We start from the raw sequence: 18177 nt of genomic DNA on the forward strand, positions 1-18177 counted from the left end.
CCCCGCGCCCCTGAAGGCTTGCGGCTTCGCCGCTCAGCCTCCATCGGGGAAATGCGGCGCGCAGCGCCTGCATTTCAGGGGCGCGGGGAACTGCGCGAGAAGCCCCACCGGCCCGCACCCGACCACACGACAGCCCGGCCAGGGCCTACGCGTCGCCCGACGCCGCACTCAACCCACCCAGCAGCAGCAGCGTGAAGTGCCGCACCCACTCCGCGTCCACCGGCTCCGCGCTGACCAGCGTCCGATGCACCACCGTCCCGGCGGCGACGTCGAAGATGAGGTCCGCCACGCGCGCCGCGGCCACCGCGTCCGCCGGTACCGGCAGCTCCCCGCGCCGCTCCGCCCGCGCCCGCCCCTCCAGCACCAGCCGCTTCTGCCGCTCCACGATCGAGGTCCTGATCCGCTCCCGCAGCGGAGCGTCCCGCGTGGACTCGGCGACGACCGCCATCAGCGCCGTCTTGGTTTCGGGCCGCTCCAGGATCGCCGCGAACTGCAGCACGACGCCCTCGATGTCCCGCGCGAGCGAGCCCCGGTCGGGCAGTTCCAGCTCGTCGAAGAGGACCGCGACCGCGTCGACCACCAGCTCGTTCTTGCCCGCCCAGCGCCGGTAGAGCGTCGTCTTGGCGACCCCGGCGCGCGTCGCCACGTCGCCCATCGTCAGCTTGGACCAGCCCAGATCGACGAGGGCCGCCCGGGTCGCCTCCAGGATCGCCTCGTCCGCCGCCGCGGACCGGGGGCGGCCCGTGCGGGCCGCCGGACGGCACGGGCGACCGGACGGGGGCGTGGTACGGCTCTGCATGCGGTGACCATACCGGCCGGTAGGCCCTCGTTCCCGTGAGCCAGATCACCGGCGTTCGGACCCCGCCGGTTCCGCGCTGCATATACGCTACGGGTCGTAGCGTAAGCACGTTCGGACAGCGCCCCGGTTCTGCACCCCGGAGCGGCCCGGGCGAGCGGCAACCACAGCGTGCCGGGTGGGGACCCGGCACACAGCGCAACGCGGCCGAGTCCGCTCCGTACGCCTCGTCATCCGGCGGGAGGCCCACGGAGGCGGACCCGGCCCACAACGGTCCGCGGAAGGGGGAGACTGTACGCATGCAGCCACGGAACATGTCCATGAGCGGAGTCGTCGACCTCGCCGCGGTGAAGGCGGCCCAGGAGGCCAAGGCGAAGGCGGAGCAGGCGCGCGCCGAGGCGGCCCAGGGCGGCGGCCCGGCCGCCGTGCCGCCGTCCGCCCTCGTCATCGACGTCGGTGAGGCGGACTTCGAGCAGGCCGTCCTGCAGCGCTCCGCCGAGGTACCCGTCGTCATCGACTTCTGGGCCGAGTGGTGCGAGCCCTGCAAGCAGTTGAGCCCGCTCCTCGAGCGCCTCGCCGTCGAGTACGGCGGCCGCTTCCTGCTCGCCAAGATCGACGTCGACGCCAACCAGATGCTGATGCAGCAGTTCGGTGTCCAGGGGATCCCGGCGGTCTTCGCCGTGGTCGCCGGACAGGCCCTGCCGCTGTTCCAGGGGGCGGCCCCGGAGGCCCAGATCCGCGGCACGCTCGACCAGTTGATCCAGGTGGCCGAGGAGCGCTTCGGGCTCACCGGCATCGCCGTCGACCCCGATGCGGAGGACGCCGCACCGGTCGTGGAGGCTCCGGCGGGGCCCTACGACGCCCTGCTCGAGTCCGCCGTGCAGGCCCTGGACGCGGGCGACCTGGCCGGCGCCGTCCAGGCGTACAAGAACGTGCTGTCCGACGACCCGGGCAACACGGAGGCCAAGCTGGGCCTCGGTCAGGCCAGGCTCCTGCAGCGGGTGCAGGACATGGACCCGCAGGCCGTGCGCAAGGACGCCGCCGAGCAGCCGGGGAACGTGCAGGCGCAGATCGCCGCCGCCGACCTGGACCTGGTCGGGGGGCATGTCGAGGACGCCTTCGGGCGGCTCGTCGACGCGGTGAGCCGCTCGGCCGGCGACGAGCGGGACGCGGCGCGCGTCCGTCTGCTCGAACTGTTCGAGGTCGTCGGGGCCGACGACCCGCGGGTGACTGCGGCGCGTACAGCTCTGGCCCGCGTTCTCTTCTGAGCCGTCGGTGACCTGTTCCTAAACGCCGCGGCATGTGGTGCCGGGGTGAAAATTCTGTCCCCGAGACCCCACAGCGGCCGCGCTTTACCAAAACTTGGTAAACGCGGCCGCTGTTACTTGGAGTAAGTCGGGGGTCGATTTCTGTCCGGTTCCGTCCTGTATTCAACCGTATTGCCAACTCGGTTGACGGCACCCTCCGTTGTCGCCCGACGCCGCCCGGTCGCGGTTCGGTTATCCGTCCGTTACCCGCGAGTAACGAACCCCCTTGTGTCAACGCCGGGAATGCACCACGATCAGGCACGCTCGGTCCACTCCCCACCGTCCGACAGCCATTCGGGCAGCGGGGTCCTTGGGTCCCCACCGGGCAGGTCGACGGCGGACCAAGGGGAGCGCCGTCGGTCTAGGGCAGGGGGGTCTCAGCCTTCCGGTTGAGCCTGTCCGGCAGGTTGCGCGTGATGGCTCAGGTGCGACCAGTGGTTGTCGCTCGGGGGTGATCGCCGGTGATCAGGGTGCGGACTCGCGCCTCCGATGCGGGCGCTCTCCTTCCCGAGGACGTAGCACTTCTCCCATCCCTGCCCGGCTGAGCCGCCGCAAGGGGCAGTCAGGGCCGGAGATGTACGTCCGAGAAGGAGGAACAGTCATGAAGTCCGTGACTCGTGGCGGGACCAGATGGAAGCGGTTCGCCGTAGTCATGGTGCCCAGCGTCGCGGCGACCGCCGCGATAGGCGTCGCCCTGTCCCAGGGCGCGCTCGCGGCATCGTTCAGTGTTTCGGGTCAGTCGTTCAAGGTGACGGCCGACTCGCTCGATGGTGACGGCTTCGTCCAGTACGGCGCCATCGACGCCGGCAAGACGGGTAATCACCCCGTCGCCGTCGTCGGCATGAAGTCCGCGACCATCAACAACCTCTGCCAGTCGGTGGTTGTCCCGGTCCCGGTCTTCGGCGACGTCTCGATGAAGCTGTCGGCGGGTGCCGACAAGAACAACCCCGTCGAGGCCAAGACCCTCTACATCGACGCCGATGACCTGAAGGCCGACGCGACCTTCAAGAACATCGACATCGGTGTGGCAGCGGGTGACGCCAAGAAGGGTCCGGGTATCCACAACGGCGACAAGGCCGACCCGAACTCGTTCGCCCAGCAGGCCGACTCGGTGCACTTCGAGAACGTCCAGCAGCGGGCGTGGGCCACCACCGCCGGCACCTTCAAGCTCTCGGGCCTCAAGATGAGCGTCAAGAAGGGCAAGCACGAGTGCTACTAGTCCCTGCGGGTCCGAACCTGGGCCCGGGGCTTGGCACTTGATGTGCTGAACGGCCGGGCGCGGGGGCGAACGGAGCGTGCTCCGCAGTCCCCGTGCCCGTCTCCGGACAGCCACCATCACCACAGAACAACGCCATTCCCGAGGAGCTGTACGACATGAGCGCCGAAGCGCACGCCGGGCTGGGCCAGACCCTGGGTCACCTGCGCCAATCGTTCCGAGGGTGGCGCGGTCAGCGCCCATTCTGGGGTGGCCTCCTGGCTATCCTCGGCGGCATCCCGATCATGTACTTCCCGTACGCGAATCTGACGCTCGGCAGCATGACGATCAAGATGGCGACGACGGCGGGAGCCGGCTCGCTCATCATCGGTGTCCTGCTGGTGGTGCTCGGCCTGACGATGTGGTTCCAGCCGCACTCCCGGGTGTTCGCGGGTGTGGCGGCGATTCTTCTCGCCCTTGTCTCTCTGGTCGTCTCCAACTTCGGTGGCTTCGTCATCGGCTTCCTCCTCGCTCTCATCGGCGGTGCCCTCGGCATCGCCTGGGCGCCGGGCGAGCCGCGGGCGCAGGCACCGGCGCGAGGCGGTGACACGGCCGGGTCCCAGGACGCGCCCGTCGCGCCGCCCATCGCGGGAGCCACCTACCGGGTAGCGGGCGCAAACGACGACGAGTCAGGGACGAGCCCGGACAACGGGACGAACGGGAGGCACCGTGCCGGCTGACGAGGTGCACCACGAGGACTCCGCCTTGGAGACCCGTGCGAGAACCGGGCCGCGGCATGCAGCACCGAGAAAGCATCTGTTCACCAGGCTGCACATGCCCGCGGGCAAGGCCATCGCGATCGCGGCCATGCCCACGGCCGTGCTGATGGGGCTCGGCCTCACGCCCACGCTGGCGTCGGCCAAGGACAACCCGGCCAAGTTCTCGGCGGACGACTACAAGGCCTGCGCCGACGCCGTCGAGGCGGGCAAGGACGCCGAGAACGGCGCGGACGAGAAGGACAAGGCGGACGCGTCGGCGACCCCGACCCCGTCCCCCTCGGCCTCCGCGGGCCAGGACGACGCGGACACGTCCGAGGACGCGGGCAAGAGCGGCTCCGCGGACAAGAAGGCGGCGGAGCCCACGCCCGAGCCGTCGGCCACCGCGTCCAAGGACGCCGGTGACGACAGCAAGGACGAGGCCACCCCGACGCCCTCGCCGTCCAAGACCACCAACCCGCTCGACCCGCTGGGTGTCGGCGACGCGCTCAAGGACCTCTTCACCCCGAAGGACAAGGAGACGGCCGAGCCGACTCCGAGCCCCTCGGCCTCGGCGTCCAAGGACGCCGGTGACGCGGTCAAGGACACGGTGGACGGGGCCGGCAAGGCGGTCGAGGACACCGTGGACGGGGTCGGCAAGACCGTCGGGGACACGGCCGACAAGGCCAAGGACGTCACCGAGGGCGCTGCCGACGAGGTCAAGGACAAGGCCACGGACGCGGCGACGCCGTCCCCCGACGCGACCGAGGTGCCGGACAACTGCCCGGTCGCCACGGACGCCGAGGGCGCCGACGAGGACACCCCGGCGCAGCTGCCGTCGGAGTCCTGGAAGCTCGAGGCCAGCTCGCTCCTGCTCAAGGGGGCGGACTACAAGGGCCTCGTGGACGTGCGCATGGCGGACGGCTCCACCAAGCGGGTCATGAAGTACATCATCTCCAACGGCACCGACATCGGGGATCTGCACCAGATATCCCAGGGGCCCGACGGGAAGTACTTCCACATCCGTGCGGACAAGGGCTCGACGTCCACCATCCGCGACGGCAAGACGACCATGTACACGGAGGAGCTCTCGGGCAACCTGCTCGGGCTCATCCCCATGACGTTCAACGCCGAGAGCCCGCCGCCGCTCAACCTGCCGATCCTCTACTTCACCAACGTGAAGGTGACGCAGGCCGCTCAGTTCGGCGGCACCCTGCACGTACCCGGGCTGCACACCACGGTCGAGGACAGCTGACCGCACCGAAGACCCCTCCGGGAGCCGCACGACGTCGAGGGCGCCCCCTGCATCCGCAGGAGGCGCCCTCGACGCGTTCGGACCGTGACGGCCGCGTCAGTCGCGTCAGTCGCGCTCGCCGCCGCCCAGGTGGTGCACCCGGACCATGTTCGTGGTGCCGGGGACGCCGGGGGGCGAACCGGCCGTGATGACGACGGTGTCCCCGTCGTTGAAGCGGTTCAGCTTCACCAGCTCGGCGTCGACCAGGTCGACCATCGCGTCGGTGGAGTCCACGTGCGGCACGACGTAGGTGTCCACACCCCAGCTGAGCGCCAGCTGGTTGCGGGTGTCCTCGTCCGTGGTGAACGCCAGGATCGGCTGGCAGGCGCGATAGCGCGACAGCCGGCGGGCCGTGTCACCGGACTTGGTGAAGGCGATCAGCGCCTTGCCGTCCAGGAAGTCCGCGATCTCGCACGCGGCGCGGGCCACCGAACCGCCCTGCGTGCGCGGCTTCTTGCCCGGCACGAGCGGCTGCAGGCCCTTGGAGAGCAGCTCCTCCTCGGCCGCCTGGACGATCTTCGACATCGTCTTGACGGTCTCGATCGGGTACGCGCCCACGCTGGACTCGGCGGACAGCATGACCGCGTCGGCACCGTCGAGGATCGCGTTGGCCACGTCGGAGGCCTCGGCGCGGGTCGGGCGCGAGTTGGTGATCATCGACTCCATCATCTGGGTCGCGACGATCACCGGCTTCGCGTTGCGGCGGCACATCTCCACGAGGCGCTTCTGCACCATCGGGACCTTCTCGAGCGGGTACTCGACCGCGAGGTCGCCACGGGCCACCATCACCGCGTCGAACGCCGCGACGACGCCCTCCATGTTGGCGACGGCCTGCGGCTTCTCCACCTTGGCGATGACGGGGACCCGGCGGCCCTCCTCGTCCATCACCTTGTGGACGTCCTTGACGTCGTTGGCGTCGCGCACGAAGGACAGCGCGACCATGTCGCAGCCCATCCGCAGCGCGAAGCGCAGGTCCTCGATGTCCTTCTCGGACAGGGCCGGCACGTTGACCGCCGCACCCGGCAGGTTGATGCCCTTGTGGTCGGAGACGACGCCGCCCTCGATGACGATCGTCTTGACCCGGGGGCCCTCGACGTCCATCACCTTGAGCTCGACGTTGCCGTCGTTGATGAGTACCTGGTCCCCGCGCGAGACGTCGCCCGGCAGGCCCTTGTACGTCGTGCCGCAGATCGACTTGTCACCGGGGACGTCCTCGGTGGTGATGGTGAACTCGTCACCGCGCACCAGCTCGACGGGGCCCTCGGCGAAAGTCTCCAGGCGGATCTTCGGCCCCTGGAGGTCGGCGAGCACACCCACGGCGCGGCCGGTCTTGGCGGCGGCGGCCCGGACCCGGTCGTAGCGGCCCTGGTGCTCCTCGTGGGTGCCGTGGCTGAAGTTGAATCGGGCCACGTTCATGCCGGCCTCGATCAGCGAGACGAGCTGCTCTTCGGAGTCGACGGCGGGGCCCAGCGTGCAGACGATTTTGGAACGGCGCATGGAGGCGATCCTATCGGTTTGTTTCGCTACGGAATATTCCGTCTGGTGGAAACTACAAATGGGCGGGCGGGCGCTCAGTCGTTGCGGGTCCGCACGAGTGCGTAGGTCTGCTGCGCGATCTCCAGCTCCTCGTCGGTCGGCACCACGGCCACGGCCACTCGCGCGTACGGCGGCGAGACGATCCGCGCCTCGTCGGAACGTACGGAGTTCAGCTCTGCGTCCACCGCGAGCCCCAGCTCCTCCAGGCCCGCGACGGCAGCCTCGCGCACCGGCGCGGCGTTCTCGCCGACCCCCGCCGTGAACGCCACCGCGTCCACCCGGCCGAGCACCGCGTAGTAGGCACCGATGTACTTCTTCAGCCGGTGCACGTAGATCTCGAAGGCGAGCCGCGCCTCCTCGTCGCCCTCGTCGACGCGCCGGCGGATCTCCCGCATGTCGTTGTCGCCGCACAGCCCGATGAGCCCGCTCTTCTTGTTGAGCAGCGCGTCGATCTCGTCCGCCGTCATGCCGCCGACCCGCATCAGATGGAAGATGACGGCCGGGTCGACATCGCCCGAACGTGTCCCCATCACCAGGCCCTCGAGCGGCGTGAGCCCCATCGAGGTGTCCACGCACACCCCGCCGCGCACGGCCGACGCGGAGGCGCCGTTGCCCAGGTGCAGCACGATGACGTTCACCTCCTCCGGCTCCTTGCCGAGCAGCTCGGCCGTCTTCCGGGACACGTACGCGTGCGACGTGCCGTGGAAGCCGTAGCGGCGGATGCGGTGCTCGTCGGCGGTCTTCACGTCGATCGCGTAGCGCGCCGCCGACTCCGGCATCGTCGTGTGGAACGCCGTGTCGAAGACGGCCACCTGCGGCAGGTCGGGCCGCAGTGCCATCGCCGTACGGATGCCCGTCAGGTTCGCCGGATTGTGCAGCGGCGCCACCGGGATCAGCCGCTCGACCTCGGCCAGCACCGCATCGTCGATCACCGTCGGCCGGGTGAAGAACATGCCGCCGTGCACGACCCGGTGGCCGATGGCGGCCAGGTCGGGCGAGTCCAGGCCGAGGCCGTCCGCGGCGAGCTCCGCGGCGACCGCCTGGAGGGCCTCCTCGTGGTCGGCGATCGGCCGCTCCTGCTCCCGGGCCTGCCCGCCGCCGCCGAGCAGCGGCGTGTGCTTGAGCCGGGAGGTCTCCTCACCGATGCGCTCCACCAGCCCCACGGCGAGACGGGCGTTGTCGCGCATGTCGAGCAGCTGGTACTTCACCGACGAGGAGCCGGAGTTGAGCACGAGGACCCGCGTCGCGGCGGGCTCGGACGCCTGGGACCGCCCGGGCTGCGGGGTCTGGGTCGATGGGGTCGGCGAGGTCACTGAGCGGCTGCCTTCTCGGTGGGGGTCTGGGCCTGGATCGCCGTGATGGCGACCGTGTTCACGATGTCCCCGACGAGCGCGCCGCGGGACAGGTCGTTGACCGGCTTGCGCAGGCCCTGCAGGACCGGCCCGACGGCGATCGCGCCGGCCGACCGCTGCACGGCCTTGTAGGTGTTGTTGCCGGTGTTGAGGTCCGGGAAGATCAGCACGCTCGCCTGGCCCGCGACCTCCGAGCCCGGCAGCTTCGTCGCCGCGACCGACGGCTCGACCGCCGCGTCGTACTGGATCGGCCCCTCGATCTTCAGGTCCGGGCGGCGCGTGCGCACCAGTTCGGTCGCCTCGCGCACCTTGTCCACGTCGGCGCCGGAGCCGGACGTGCCCGTCGAGTACGACAGCATCGCGATCCGCGGGTCCACGCCGAAGCGGGCCGCGGTCGCGGCCGACTGGGTCGCGATGTCGGCGAGCTGCTGCGCGTCCGGGTCCGGGTTCACCGCGCAGTCGCCGTAGACGAGGACCTTGTCGGCCAGGCACATGAAGAAGACGGACGAGACGATCGCCGCGTCCGGCTTGGTCTTGATGATCTCGAACGCGGGACGGATCGTCGCGGCCGTCGAGTGCACCGAGCCCGACACCATGCCGTCGGCGAGCCCCTCCTGGACCATCAGCGTGCCGAAGTAGTTCACGTCGGCGACGACGTCGAAGGCCAGCTCCTGCGTGACGCCCTTGTGTGCGCGCAGCTGCGCGTACTCCGCGGCGAACCGTTCCCTCAGCTCCGAGGTCTGCGGGTCGATCAGCTCGCTCTGCGACAGGTCGACGCCCAGGTCGGCCGCCTTCTTGCGGATCTGCTCGACCGGGCCGAGCAGCGTCAGGTCGCACACCCCGCGGCGCAGCAGCACGTCCGCCGCCCGCAGCACCCGCTCCTCCGTGCCCTCGGGCAGCACGACCCGGCGCCGGTCCGCGCGCGCCTGCTCCAGCAGCTTGTGCTCGAACATCATCGGCGTGACCCGGTCGGTCGAAGGAGCCTGCACCGTCCGCAGCAGCTCCGCGGTGTCCACGTACCGCTCGAACAGGCCGAGGGCGGTCTCCGCCTTGCGCGGGGTCGCCGCGTTCAGCTTGCCCTCCAGGGCGAACAGCTCCTCGGCCGTCGGGAAGGAGCCGCCCTTCACCGCGACGACCGGCGTGCCCGGCGCCAGCCGGTCCGCGAGCTTCAGGATCGCCTCGCCCGGCCGCTCGTTCAGCGTGAGGATCACGCCCGCGATCGGCGGCGTGCCCGCACTGTGCGCGGCCAGCGAGCCGACCACCAGGTCCGCGCGGTCCCCGGGCGTCACGACCATGCAGCCCGGCGTCAGCGCGTTCAGGAAGTTCGGCAGCATCGCACCGCCGAACACGAAGTCGAGCGCGTCCCTGGCGAGCCCCGAGTCGTCGCCGAGCAGCACCGTGCCGCCGAGCGCGTGGGTGATCTGGGCGACGGTCGGCGCAGCCAGCGCCGGCTCGTCGGGCAGCACGTAACAGGGGACCGGCAGCCGGCTCGCGAGCCGCTCCTCTATGTCGGCGCGGTCCTCGGGCGCGACCCGGTTCACCACCATCGCCAGCACGTCGCAGCCGAGCCCGTCGTACGCGCGGTACGCGTTGCGCACCTCGGCGCGCACCGACTCCGAGGTCTGCTTGCGGCCGCCGACCACGGGCAGCACCGACGCACCGAACTCGTTCGCCAGCCGGGCGTTGAGCGCCAGCTCGTCCGGCAGCTGGGTGTCCGCGAAGTCGGTGCCGAGCACCAGCACGACGTCGTAGTCACGCGCCACCGCGTGGAACCGGTCGACCAGGTGCGACACCAGCTCGTCGGTGCCCTGCTCGGCCTGGATCGCCGACGCCTCGTGATAGTCGAGGCCGTAGCCGCTGGCCGGGTCCTGCGACAGGCGGTAGCGCGCCCGCAGCAGGTCGAAGAGCCGGTCGGGGCCGTCGTGGACCAGCGGGCGGAAGACACCCACCCGGTCGACCTGGCGGGTCAGGAGCTCCATCACTCCCAGCTCGACGACCTGGCGGCCGTCGCCCCGGTCGATCCCGGTCACGTACACGCTGCGCGTCACGCGTGCTCTCCTCCTGCGTCAAAAATGGCCGTATCGGAAGCGGTGCCCTCTTGACAGTACCTCCGGCGATAGCTAGGTCGCCCGCCGGAAAAGGACTCTCCCGGGGCAGGACCTCGTACCCGTTCCCGCCGTGCCGAAGTGCCCTTCTCCGCCCGCCACGAACGCGATCGCCGCCCGGCCGTGGAAGAATCGGCGTTGCTCAGACGTACCAGCAGCGAGCAGGAGACACAGCACGATGCGTATCGGAGTTCTGACCGCAGGCGGCGACTGCCCTGGCCTGAACGCAGTGATCCGGTCGGTCGTGCACCGAGCCGTCACGCACTACGGCGACGAGGTGCTCGGCTTCGAGGACGGATACGCGGGGCTGCTCGACGGGCGCTACCGCCCCCTCGACCTCAACGCGGTCAGCGGCATCCTCGCCCGCGGCGGCACCATCCTCGGCTCCTCCCGCCTCGAGCGCGACAAGTTCCGCGCGGCGTGCGAGAACGCGAAGCAGCTCGCCGAGGAGATCGGCTTCGACGTCCTCATCCCGATCGGCGGCGAGGGCACCCTGACCGCCGCCCGCATGCTGTCGGACGCGGGCCTGCCCGTCGTCGGCGTCCCCAAGACGATCGACAACGACATCTCCTCCACCGACCGCACCTTCGGCTTCGACACCGCCGTCGGGGTCGCCACCGAGGCCATGGACCGGCTCAAGACCACCGCCGAGTCGCACCAGCGCGTCATGGTCGTCGAGGTCATGGGCCGGCACGCGGGCTGGATCGCCCTCGAGTCCGGCATGGCCGGCGGCGCCCACGGCATCTGCCTGCCCGAGCGCCCCTTCGACCCGGCCGACCTCGTCAAGATGGTCGAGGAACGCTTCGCGCGCGGCAAGAAGTTCGCCGTCATCTGCGTCGCCGAGGGCGCCCACCCCGCCGACGGCACGATGGACTACGGCAAGGGCGAGATCGACCAGTTCGGCCACGAGCGCTTCCAGGGCATCGGCACCGCCCTCGCCTACGAGCTGGAGCGGCGCCTCGGCAAGGAGGCCCGCCCCGTCATCCTCGGCCACGTGCAGCGCGGCGGCACCCCCACCGCCTACGACCGGGTCCTCGCCACGCGCTTCGGCTGGCACGCCGTCGAGGCCGCGCACCAGGGAGTCTTCGGGCGGATGACCGCGCTGCGCGGCACCGACATCACGATGGTGCCGCTCGCCGAGGCCGTCACCGAGCTCAAGACCGTCCCCAAGGACCGGATGGACGAGGCCGAGTCCGTCTTCTAGGTCGGACACGGCTACGGAGTACGGATCCTGGACCAGAACTCGTCCAGGATCCCCTCCAGGAACTCCCGCCCCGCGTCCCCCGACTGCGGCGAACTCCCGCCGCCCCAGCTGAGCGTGGCCGCCATCAGCGCCTGGTACTCCAGGTGCATCTCCTGCAGCACGTCCTCCAGCTCCCGCCGCGGCACCGGCAGCAGCCGGCCCAGCGGGCGCGTCTGCCCCTGCCAGCGCGTCGTCACCGCGCTGCGCAGCAGATCGGCCAGCAGCCGGTCCCGCCCGGTCACCGTCGCGAACGCGCGCGGCGCGAGCCGCAGCGTGCGGGCCAGCGCCGCCGACTGCCGCTCGGTGCCCCGCCACTCGCCGGTCTCCTCCATCCGCAGGTACGCGTGGATCTCGACGCCCACCTCACGGGCCACGTCCTCCGGCGCCACCCCGAGCGACAGCCGGTGCTCGCGCAGCGTGCGCGGCTCACCGATCAGATCGGCCTGCGAGCACCACAGCGCGCCCGCCAGCGCCGTCAGCTCGGCGGCCGTCGGCACCGCGTCACCGCGTTCCCACGCCACGACGGTCTCCGGCGTGATGTACGTGAGCCCGTACGAGGCGCGCATGCCGTAGGCGACATGGCCCGGCGCCATCCCGAGCGCCTCACGGAGGCGGCGGGCGGCGGGGGCGTTGAACGGGGGAGTCGGCTGGTCGGCCGGGGCCTTGTGCTGCACGGCCACAAAGTAGGGGGGAACGGGCCGCTTGGCCACGGTGCGTTCGTCTTGCGTCACATATCGTAGGAACGTACAGGCCGTGGGACCGCTCCCGCGCCCTCCTGTCACCCCTTCACGGCCCCGCCGAGCGCGAAACCGCCGCCGAAGCGCCGGGACACCAGGACGTACAGCAGGATCACCGGCGTCGAGTAGATGATCGAGAACGCCGCCAGCTGACCGTAGACGACCGTGCCGCGGTTCCCGAAGAAGTCGTTGATGCTGACCGACGCCGGCATCTGGTCCGGGGAGAGCAGCAACATGAACGGGACGAAGAAGTTGCCCCACATCATGGCGAAGCAGAAGACCGTGACGACCGCGATCCCCGGGCCCATCAGCGGCAGCACGATCCGCACCAGCGACTGGAAGGTGTTCGCCCCGTCCGTCCAGGCCGCCTCCTCGAGCTCCGCCGGCACGCCGTCCATGAAGTTCTTCATCAGCCAGATGGCGAACGGGAGTTGGGACGCGGTGAAGAAGTAGATCGTGCCCGCCATCGTGTCGATCAGATCGACCTGGACGAACAGCGCGTACACCGGGACCATGACCGCCGTGATCGGCAGGCACGTCGCGAACAGGATCGTCGTCAGATACGGGTTGTTCAGGCGCGAGCGGTAGCGCGAGAGCGGATACGCGGCGAGCGCGGCGCACGCGACCGTGAGGGCCGTCGCCCCGCCGCACAGGATCAGGCTGTTGAGCAGCGGAGTGAAGGTGATGTCCGGCTGGAGCACCGCGTCGAAGTTGTCGAGCGTGGGGTGCGAGGGCAGCTTCACCTTCAGGTTCGCCTCGGCGTCGAACGACGACAGGACCACCCAGGCCAGGGGCAGGACGAAGGCGAGGGCGACCAGGACGAGGCTGACGTCGGCCGTCAGCCGGGTGCGGGTGCGTCGGCGGGTCACTCAAGCCTCCGTGCGCAGCAGGCGCATATAGACCACCGAGAACAGCGAGCCGACGACGAGGAGCAGCAGCGCCACGGCCGTGCCGTAGCCGATCATGCTCTTCTGGAAGGCCTGCTCGTACATGTACAGGGGCAGCGTCTGACTGCGGTTGCCGGGCCCGCCCCGGGTCATCACCCAGATCAGGCCGAAGACGGACAGGGTCTGGAGCGTGTTGAGCATCAGGTTCGTGCCGATCGAGCGGCGGATCATGGGCAGCGTGATGTGCCACAGCCGCCGCAGGCCGTTCGCACCGTCCATCTCCGCGGACTCGGTGACCTCCGTGGGGATCTCGTCCAGCGCCGCCGAGTAGACGAGCATCGAGAAGGCCGTGCCACGCCACACGTTCGCGAACGACACGGCCAGGATCGGGAGCGTGTACAGCCAGTTCTGGCCGGGCAGCCCGAGCCAGTCGAGGAGGGCGTTCAGCGTGCCCTCGCGGCGGAAGAACGCGTAGAGCAGGAAACCGGCCACGACCTCCGGCAGCACCCAGGCCGTGACGACGACCGCACCCGTGACCGTACGGACCGGCTTCGAGGCGCGCTTCATCAGCGCCGCGAGCGCCAGCCCCAGCACGTTCTGACCCACCACCGACGACAGGAACGTGAACACCAGCGTCAGCCGGACCGCGTTCAGGAACGCGTCGTCCCGGAACGCCGCCGTGAAGTTGTCGAACCCGACGAAGGACGAGTGCGCCTGGCCCGTCAGCTGGAGATCGGTGAACGCGAGGTAGACGCAGTAGCCGATCGGCCCCGCCAGGAACAGGCCCATGACGATCGTGGCGGGGGCCAGCGGCAGCGCCCGCAGGGCGGAACGCCCGACGGGCCTGCTTCCACGGCCCGCCGACGTCCTGCGGCCCACCGGCGTCCTCCCGCTCACCGACGGCCTACTGCTTGTCGACAATTTTGCCGTCCGCCGCCGTCTTCAGCTGCTCGTCGTACGTCGACGCCGCCTCGTCCACCGAGGCGTCCCCGGTGGTCACCGACTCCATCGCCTCCTGGATCGCCGTCGACACCTTGGGATAGGCGGGATACGCGGGGCGGTAGTGCGTCGAGGCGACCAGATCCGTGAAGAACTTGATGCCGGGCTGCGCCTTGATGTACTCCGGGTCCGCGGCGACGTCCTTGCGCACCGAGATACCGGAGTTGGCGATGTACCAGCGCTGCGCGTTCGCCTTCGTCTGCATCGTCTTGATGAAGTCGAAGGCGAGATCCGGGTTGGCGGCCTTCGACGGGATCGCCCACGTCCAGCCGCCGGACATCGACACCTTGCCCGGCGCCTGCCCGTTCTGCGTCGGCATGTACGCGAGCCCCAGCTTCTGCGACCACTCCGGCCACTCGTGCCCCGCGCCCTCGATCCAGTCCTGCGGCAGCCAGGAGCCGTCGAGGTCGATGGCGAGCTTCCCCTTGGGCAGCCTGTCACCGCGGACCGTCGTGCCCACGTTCGGGTCGAGCGCGTCCGAGACCTCCGGGCCGAGCTTGTTCTTGTAGACCTTCTCCACGAACGCCAGGCTGTCCCTGAACGCCTGCGACCCGGCGATCCACTTGCCGCTGCCCTTGTCGTAGAGCGGATCCGCGCTGCCGTCACCCGTCCCGTACAGCAGCATCTCGAAGCCCTGCATCGTCGACTGCTCGCCGCCCGGCTTCCCCGTGTAGAGGTTCAGCGGCGTGACGCCCGGAACCTTCTTCTTGACGGCACGCGCCGCGTCCAGGACCTCGTCCCAGGTCTTCGGCTGCCAGGGGAGCTTGATCCCCGCCTTCCGCAGGATCGCCTTGTCGTACCAGAGCCCGCGGGTGTCCGTCCCGTCCGGGACGCCGTACGTCTTCCCGTCCTCCGCCTTCGCCGCGGTCTTCGCCGTGTCGATGAACTGGTCCCAGTCCGCCCACTTCTTCAGGTACGGATCCAGCGGCCTGAGATAGCCGCTCGTGATGTCCGAGTTGATGAGGAACGTGTCCTCGTACACGAGATCCGGGGCCGTCTTCGGCGAGCGCAGCATCTGCTGGAGCTTCGTGTAGTAGTCGGCGTCCGCGGCCTTGATGGGGACGAGCTCGACCTTCTTGCCCGGGTGGTTCTTCTCGAACTGCTTCTTCATCGCGGCGAGATAGATGTCCGGGACCCTCGCCTTGTTGTCCGTGGACTGCTTGTACGAGACCTTGATCGTGTTCGCGTCGCTGCCCGACCCGCCGCCGCAGGCGGTGAGCGTGCCGGCGGCCAGCAGAGCGGTGACGACGAGAAGAGGGGCGGTGGGGCGCACGGGCACGACCTCCTACGGACCATCGCGGGCATCGTTGCCACGCGGGGCTGCCCGTGAACGTAAGGGCGGCTCAGGACCAAGGTCAATGGGCGTGCAGGGTCCCCGGCCCGAACGGTGACAACGTTGTAATCCGCGCCCCCGGCCCCGGCGGCCCGCCCGTCCGGCTACGCCCAGGTGTAGACCAGCTCGGGACGGCCCACATGCCCGTACTGCGGACTGCGCACCGCCCGGCCCGACTCGACCAGATGCTCCAGATAACGCCGGGCCGTGATCCGCGAGATGCCCACCGCCTCCGCGGCCGCCGCCGCCGACACCCCGTCCGCGCCCGCGTCCCGCACCGCCTGCGTCACCCGCTCCAGCGTGGGCGCGCTCAACCCCTTCGGCAGCTTGGCCGGCGCCGGGGACCGCAGATTCGCCAGCGCCCGGTCCACCTCGTCCTGCCCGGCCGCCTCACCGCTCGACGTCCGGTACTCGGCGTACCGCAGCAGCCGGTCCCGCAGCGTGGCGAACGTGAACGGCTTCAGCACGTACTGCACCACCCCCAGCGACACCCCCTCCCGCACCACCGTCAGATCCCGCGCCGACGTCACCGCGATCACATCCGCCCGGTGCCCCGCCGCCCGCAGCGACCGCGCCAGCGCCAGCCCGTGGCCGTCCGGCAGATGCAGATCGAGCAGGATCAGATCGACGGCCGTGCGCTCCAGCGCCCGCCGCGCCCCGGCCGCCGTCTGCGCCCGCGCCACCGTCACGAACCCCGGCACCCGGTCCACGTACAGCGCGTGCGCGTCCGCAGCCACCGGATCGTCCTCGACGACCAGGACCCGGACGTCGTCGCCGGGCACCGTGCCACCACCGCTCATCCTCCACCGACCTCCTTCGCGAACTGCCGCGCCCGCGACGCGTCCAGCGCGCCCGGGCGCGGCTCCGGCACCGCACCGTCCAGCGGCAGCCGCACCGTGAACACCGCGCCGCCCTCCGCCGACCGGTCGAGCTCCAGCGCACCGCCGCCCCGCGCCACAGCCTGCCGTACGAGCGCCAGACCCAGCCCGCGGCCACCCGGCCCGGCCGGCTTCGTCGACCAGCCGCGCTCGAACACCGCGTCCGCGTGCTCCGGATCCACCCCCGGCCCGCTGTCCGCGACCCGCAGCACCAGCTCCGCCGCCGTCGTCCGCGCCGTCACCGTGATCCGCCCGCCCGGCGAGCCCTGCGCCGCGTCCATCGCGTTGTCCACCAGATTGCCGAGCACCGTCACCAGATCCCGCGCCGGCACCGCCCGCGGCAGCAGCCCGTCGTCGATCCGCGTGTCCGCCGACACCACCAGCTCCACACCCCGCTCGTTCGCCTGCGCCGCCTTGCCGAGCAGCAGCGCCGCGAGCACCGGCTCGCTCACCGCCCCCACCACCTGGTCCGTGAGCGCCTGCGCCAGCTCCAGCTCCGCCGTCGCGAAGTCCACCGCCTCCTGCGCGCGACCCAGCTCGATCAGCGACACGACCGTGTGCAGCCGGTTCGCCGCCTCGTGCGCCTGCGAACGCAGCGCCTGCGTGAACCCCCGCTCCGAGTCCAGCTCACCCATCACCGACTGCAGCTCCGTGTGATCGCGCAGCGTCACCACCGTGCCGCGCCGCTCCTCGCTCTCCACCGGCGACGTGTTCACGACCACCACCCGGTCCGCCGTCAGATGCACCTCGTCCACCCGCGGCTCCGCCGCCAGCAGCGCCCCCGTCAGCGCCGTCGGCAGCCCCAGCTCCGCCACCGACCGGCCCACCGCCTCGTCGCCGACCCCGAGCAGCTCCCGCGCCCCGTCATTGATCAGCGCCACCCGCCGCTGCCCGTCCAGCATCAGCAGCCCCTCGCGCACCGCGTGCAGCGCGGCCTGGTGATACGCGTGCATCCGGCTCAGCTCCGCCGCGTTCATCCCGTGCGTGTGCCGCCGCAGCCGTGCGTTGATCACGTACGTGCCGATGCCGCCGAGGACCAGCGCCGCCAGCGCCACCCCCGCGACCGCGAGCACCTGCCCGCGCGCCTGCTCCGTGATCTCGTCGATCGTGATCCCCGCGCTGACCAGCCCCACGACCCGCCCGCGCAGGTCGTACACCGGCGTCACCACCCGCACCGAGGGCCCCAGCGTCCCCGTGTACGTCTCCGAGAACGTCCTCCCCTTCAACGCCGGACCGATGTGCCCGAGGAACCGCTCGCCGATCTGATCGCGGCGCGGATGCGTCCACCGGATACCCGTCGGGTCCATGATCGTCACGAAGTCGACCCCGGTGTGCTGCTGCACATCCCGCGCGTACGGCTGGAGCCGCGTGGTCGGATCCGCATCCGACGTGATCGCCTCACGCACCGAATCCGCGTCCGCCACCGCCCGCGCCGCCGCCGTCGCCTGCCGCCGCGCCGCGTCCTCCGCCTGCCCCCGGTCACTGACGTACGTGAACAGCGCGCACCCCGCGACCACGACCGCCACGAGCACGGCCTGCATCGCGAACAGCTGCCCGGCCAGGCTCCGGGGACGGGGGAGACGCATGACGCCAGTCTGCCCCGTCGTACAAGTACGAACTAAATGAACGGAAGGGTGACGGCCCTCACGCCCTGGGAGATAGTCACCGGGATCCGCTGGACGTGAGCCGCACGGCCTGCGCGTACGTGCACCAGGGCAGACGCATCCCGGGAGACCCGCCCCCCACCGGGCCTCCCGCCC

At 70.7% G+C, this 18177-nt stretch carries 15 protein-coding genes; 5 read left to right on the forward strand and 10 right to left on the reverse strand.

What is annotated here, in order from left to right:
• Positions 1–145: 145 nt before the first annotated feature.
• Complete coding sequence (locus tag GTW43_RS00720; RefSeq protein ID WP_161299578.1) at positions 146–799, reverse strand: TetR/AcrR family transcriptional regulator; 654 nt, start codon at positions 797–799, stop codon at positions 146–148.
• Positions 800–1095: 296 nt separating this feature from the next.
• Between GTW43_RS00720 and GTW43_RS00725 the strand changes: the two genes are divergently transcribed.
• From GTW43_RS00725 to GTW43_RS00740, 4 genes are all read left to right on the forward strand, one after another.
• The gene (locus tag GTW43_RS00725) at positions 1096–2064 is read left to right on the forward strand and encodes a tetratricopeptide repeat protein (RefSeq protein ID WP_161299579.1); all 969 of its coding nucleotides are present in this window, start codon (positions 1096–1098) and stop codon (positions 2062–2064) included.
• A gap of 640 nt (positions 2065–2704) precedes the next feature.
• Complete coding sequence (locus tag GTW43_RS00730; protein WP_161299580.1) at positions 2705–3322, forward strand: DUF6230 family protein; 618 nt, start codon at positions 2705–2707, stop codon at positions 3320–3322.
• A gap of 155 nt (positions 3323–3477) precedes the next feature.
• Complete coding sequence (locus GTW43_RS00735; RefSeq protein WP_161299581.1) at positions 3478–4038, forward strand: DUF6114 domain-containing protein; 561 nt, start codon at positions 3478–3480, stop codon at positions 4036–4038.
• Between the two features lie 94 nt (positions 4039–4132).
• Positions 4133–5308 (forward strand): hypothetical protein, encoded by a 1176-nt coding sequence (locus tag GTW43_RS00740; protein WP_237536331.1) that lies wholly within the window; start codon positions 4133–4135, stop codon positions 5306–5308.
• A gap of 105 nt (positions 5309–5413) precedes the next feature.
• On the opposite strand, the gene pyk is transcribed toward GTW43_RS00740, so the two are convergent.
• The 3 genes from pyk to pta all read right to left on the reverse strand — a co-directional run bounded on the left by pyk (position 5414) and on the right by pta (position 10283).
• Positions 5414–6844: a pyruvate kinase gene (pyk, locus tag GTW43_RS00745; protein ID WP_161299583.1), complete on the reverse strand. Its 1431-nt coding sequence runs from the start codon at positions 6842–6844 to the stop codon at positions 5414–5416.
• 74 nt (positions 6845–6918) lie between these two features.
• Positions 6919–8115, reverse strand: a complete 1197-nt coding sequence (locus GTW43_RS00750) for an acetate kinase (RefSeq protein ID WP_161299591.1) — start codon at positions 8113–8115, stop codon at positions 6919–6921.
• 77 nt (positions 8116–8192) lie between these two features.
• A complete protein-coding gene (gene pta, locus GTW43_RS00755; protein WP_161299584.1) occupies positions 8193–10283 on the reverse strand; it encodes a phosphate acetyltransferase in 2091 nt (696 codons plus the stop codon).
• Positions 10284–10518: 235 nt separating this feature from the next.
• Between pta and GTW43_RS00760 the strand changes: the two genes are divergently transcribed.
• Positions 10519–11544 carry a 6-phosphofructokinase gene (locus GTW43_RS00760; protein ID WP_161299585.1) on the forward strand — a complete coding sequence of 342 codons (1026 nt, stop codon included), beginning with the start codon at positions 10519–10521 and terminating at the stop codon, positions 11542–11544.
• 11 nt (positions 11545–11555) lie between these two features.
• Here the strand turns inward: GTW43_RS00760 and GTW43_RS00765 are convergent, their stop codons facing one another.
• The 6 genes from GTW43_RS00765 to GTW43_RS00790 all read right to left on the reverse strand — a co-directional run bounded on the left by GTW43_RS00765 (position 11556) and on the right by GTW43_RS00790 (position 18003).
• Complete coding sequence (locus GTW43_RS00765) at positions 11556–12257, reverse strand: helix-turn-helix transcriptional regulator (RefSeq protein WP_161299586.1); 702 nt, start codon at positions 12255–12257, stop codon at positions 11556–11558.
• Between the two features lie 104 nt (positions 12258–12361).
• Entirely contained in the window at positions 12362–13189 is an 828-nt protein-coding gene (locus GTW43_RS00770) for a carbohydrate ABC transporter permease (RefSeq protein WP_161299587.1), read from the reverse strand.
• Positions 13190–13996, reverse strand: a complete 807-nt coding sequence (locus GTW43_RS00775; protein WP_161299592.1) for a sugar ABC transporter permease — start codon at positions 13994–13996, stop codon at positions 13190–13192. It lies immediately after the preceding gene.
• Positions 13997–14111: 115 nt separating this feature from the next.
• Positions 14112–15479, reverse strand: coding sequence for an extracellular solute-binding protein (locus GTW43_RS00780; protein WP_161299588.1), 1368 nt, complete (start codon positions 15477–15479; stop codon positions 14112–14114).
• 164 nt (positions 15480–15643) lie between these two features.
• Positions 15644–16339 (reverse strand): response regulator, encoded by a 696-nt coding sequence (locus tag GTW43_RS00785; protein WP_161299589.1) that lies wholly within the window; start codon positions 16337–16339, stop codon positions 15644–15646.
• The gene (locus GTW43_RS00790; protein ID WP_161299590.1) at positions 16336–18003 is read right to left on the reverse strand and encodes a sensor histidine kinase; all 1668 of its coding nucleotides are present in this window, start codon (positions 18001–18003) and stop codon (positions 16336–16338) included. Before GTW43_RS00790 ends, GTW43_RS00785 begins: the two co-directional genes overlap by 4 nt.
• Positions 18004–18177 lie beyond the last annotated feature (174 nt).

It is taken from the genome of Streptomyces sp. SID5785, from assembly GCF_009870065.1.
In the GTDB taxonomy this organism is placed as follows: domain Bacteria; phylum Actinomycetota; class Actinomycetes; order Streptomycetales; family Streptomycetaceae; genus Streptomyces.

Bases quoted from the DNA above. Each gene is read 5' to 3' on its own strand.
- GTW43_RS00720 (WP_161299578.1), bottom strand. From the start codon at position 799: ATGCAGAGCCGTACCACGCCCCCGTCCGGTCGCCCGTGCCGTCCGGCG.
- GTW43_RS00725 (WP_161299579.1), top strand. From the start codon at position 1,096: ATGCAGCCACGGAACATGTCCATGAGCGGAGTCGTCGACCTCGCCGCG.
- GTW43_RS00730 (WP_161299580.1), top strand. From the start codon at position 2,705: ATGAAGTCCGTGACTCGTGGCGGGACCAGATGGAAGCGGTTCGCCGTA.
- GTW43_RS00735 (WP_161299581.1), top strand. From the start codon at position 3,478: ATGAGCGCCGAAGCGCACGCCGGGCTGGGCCAGACCCTGGGTCACCTG.
- GTW43_RS00740 (WP_237536331.1), top strand. From the start codon at position 4,133: ATGCCCGCGGGCAAGGCCATCGCGATCGCGGCCATGCCCACGGCCGTG.
- pyk (WP_161299583.1), bottom strand. From the start codon at position 6,844: ATGCGCCGTTCCAAAATCGTCTGCACGCTGGGCCCCGCCGTCGACTCC.
- GTW43_RS00760 (WP_161299585.1), top strand. From the start codon at position 10,519: ATGCGTATCGGAGTTCTGACCGCAGGCGGCGACTGCCCTGGCCTGAAC.
- GTW43_RS00775 (WP_161299592.1), bottom strand. From the start codon at position 13,996: ATGGGCCTGTTCCTGGCGGGGCCGATCGGCTACTGCGTCTACCTCGCG.
- GTW43_RS00785 (WP_161299589.1), bottom strand. From the start codon at position 16,339: ATGAGCGGTGGTGGCACGGTGCCCGGCGACGACGTCCGGGTCCTGGTC.
- GTW43_RS00790 (WP_161299590.1), bottom strand. From the start codon at position 18,003: ATGCGTCTCCCCCGTCCCCGGAGCCTGGCCGGGCAGCTGTTCGCGATG.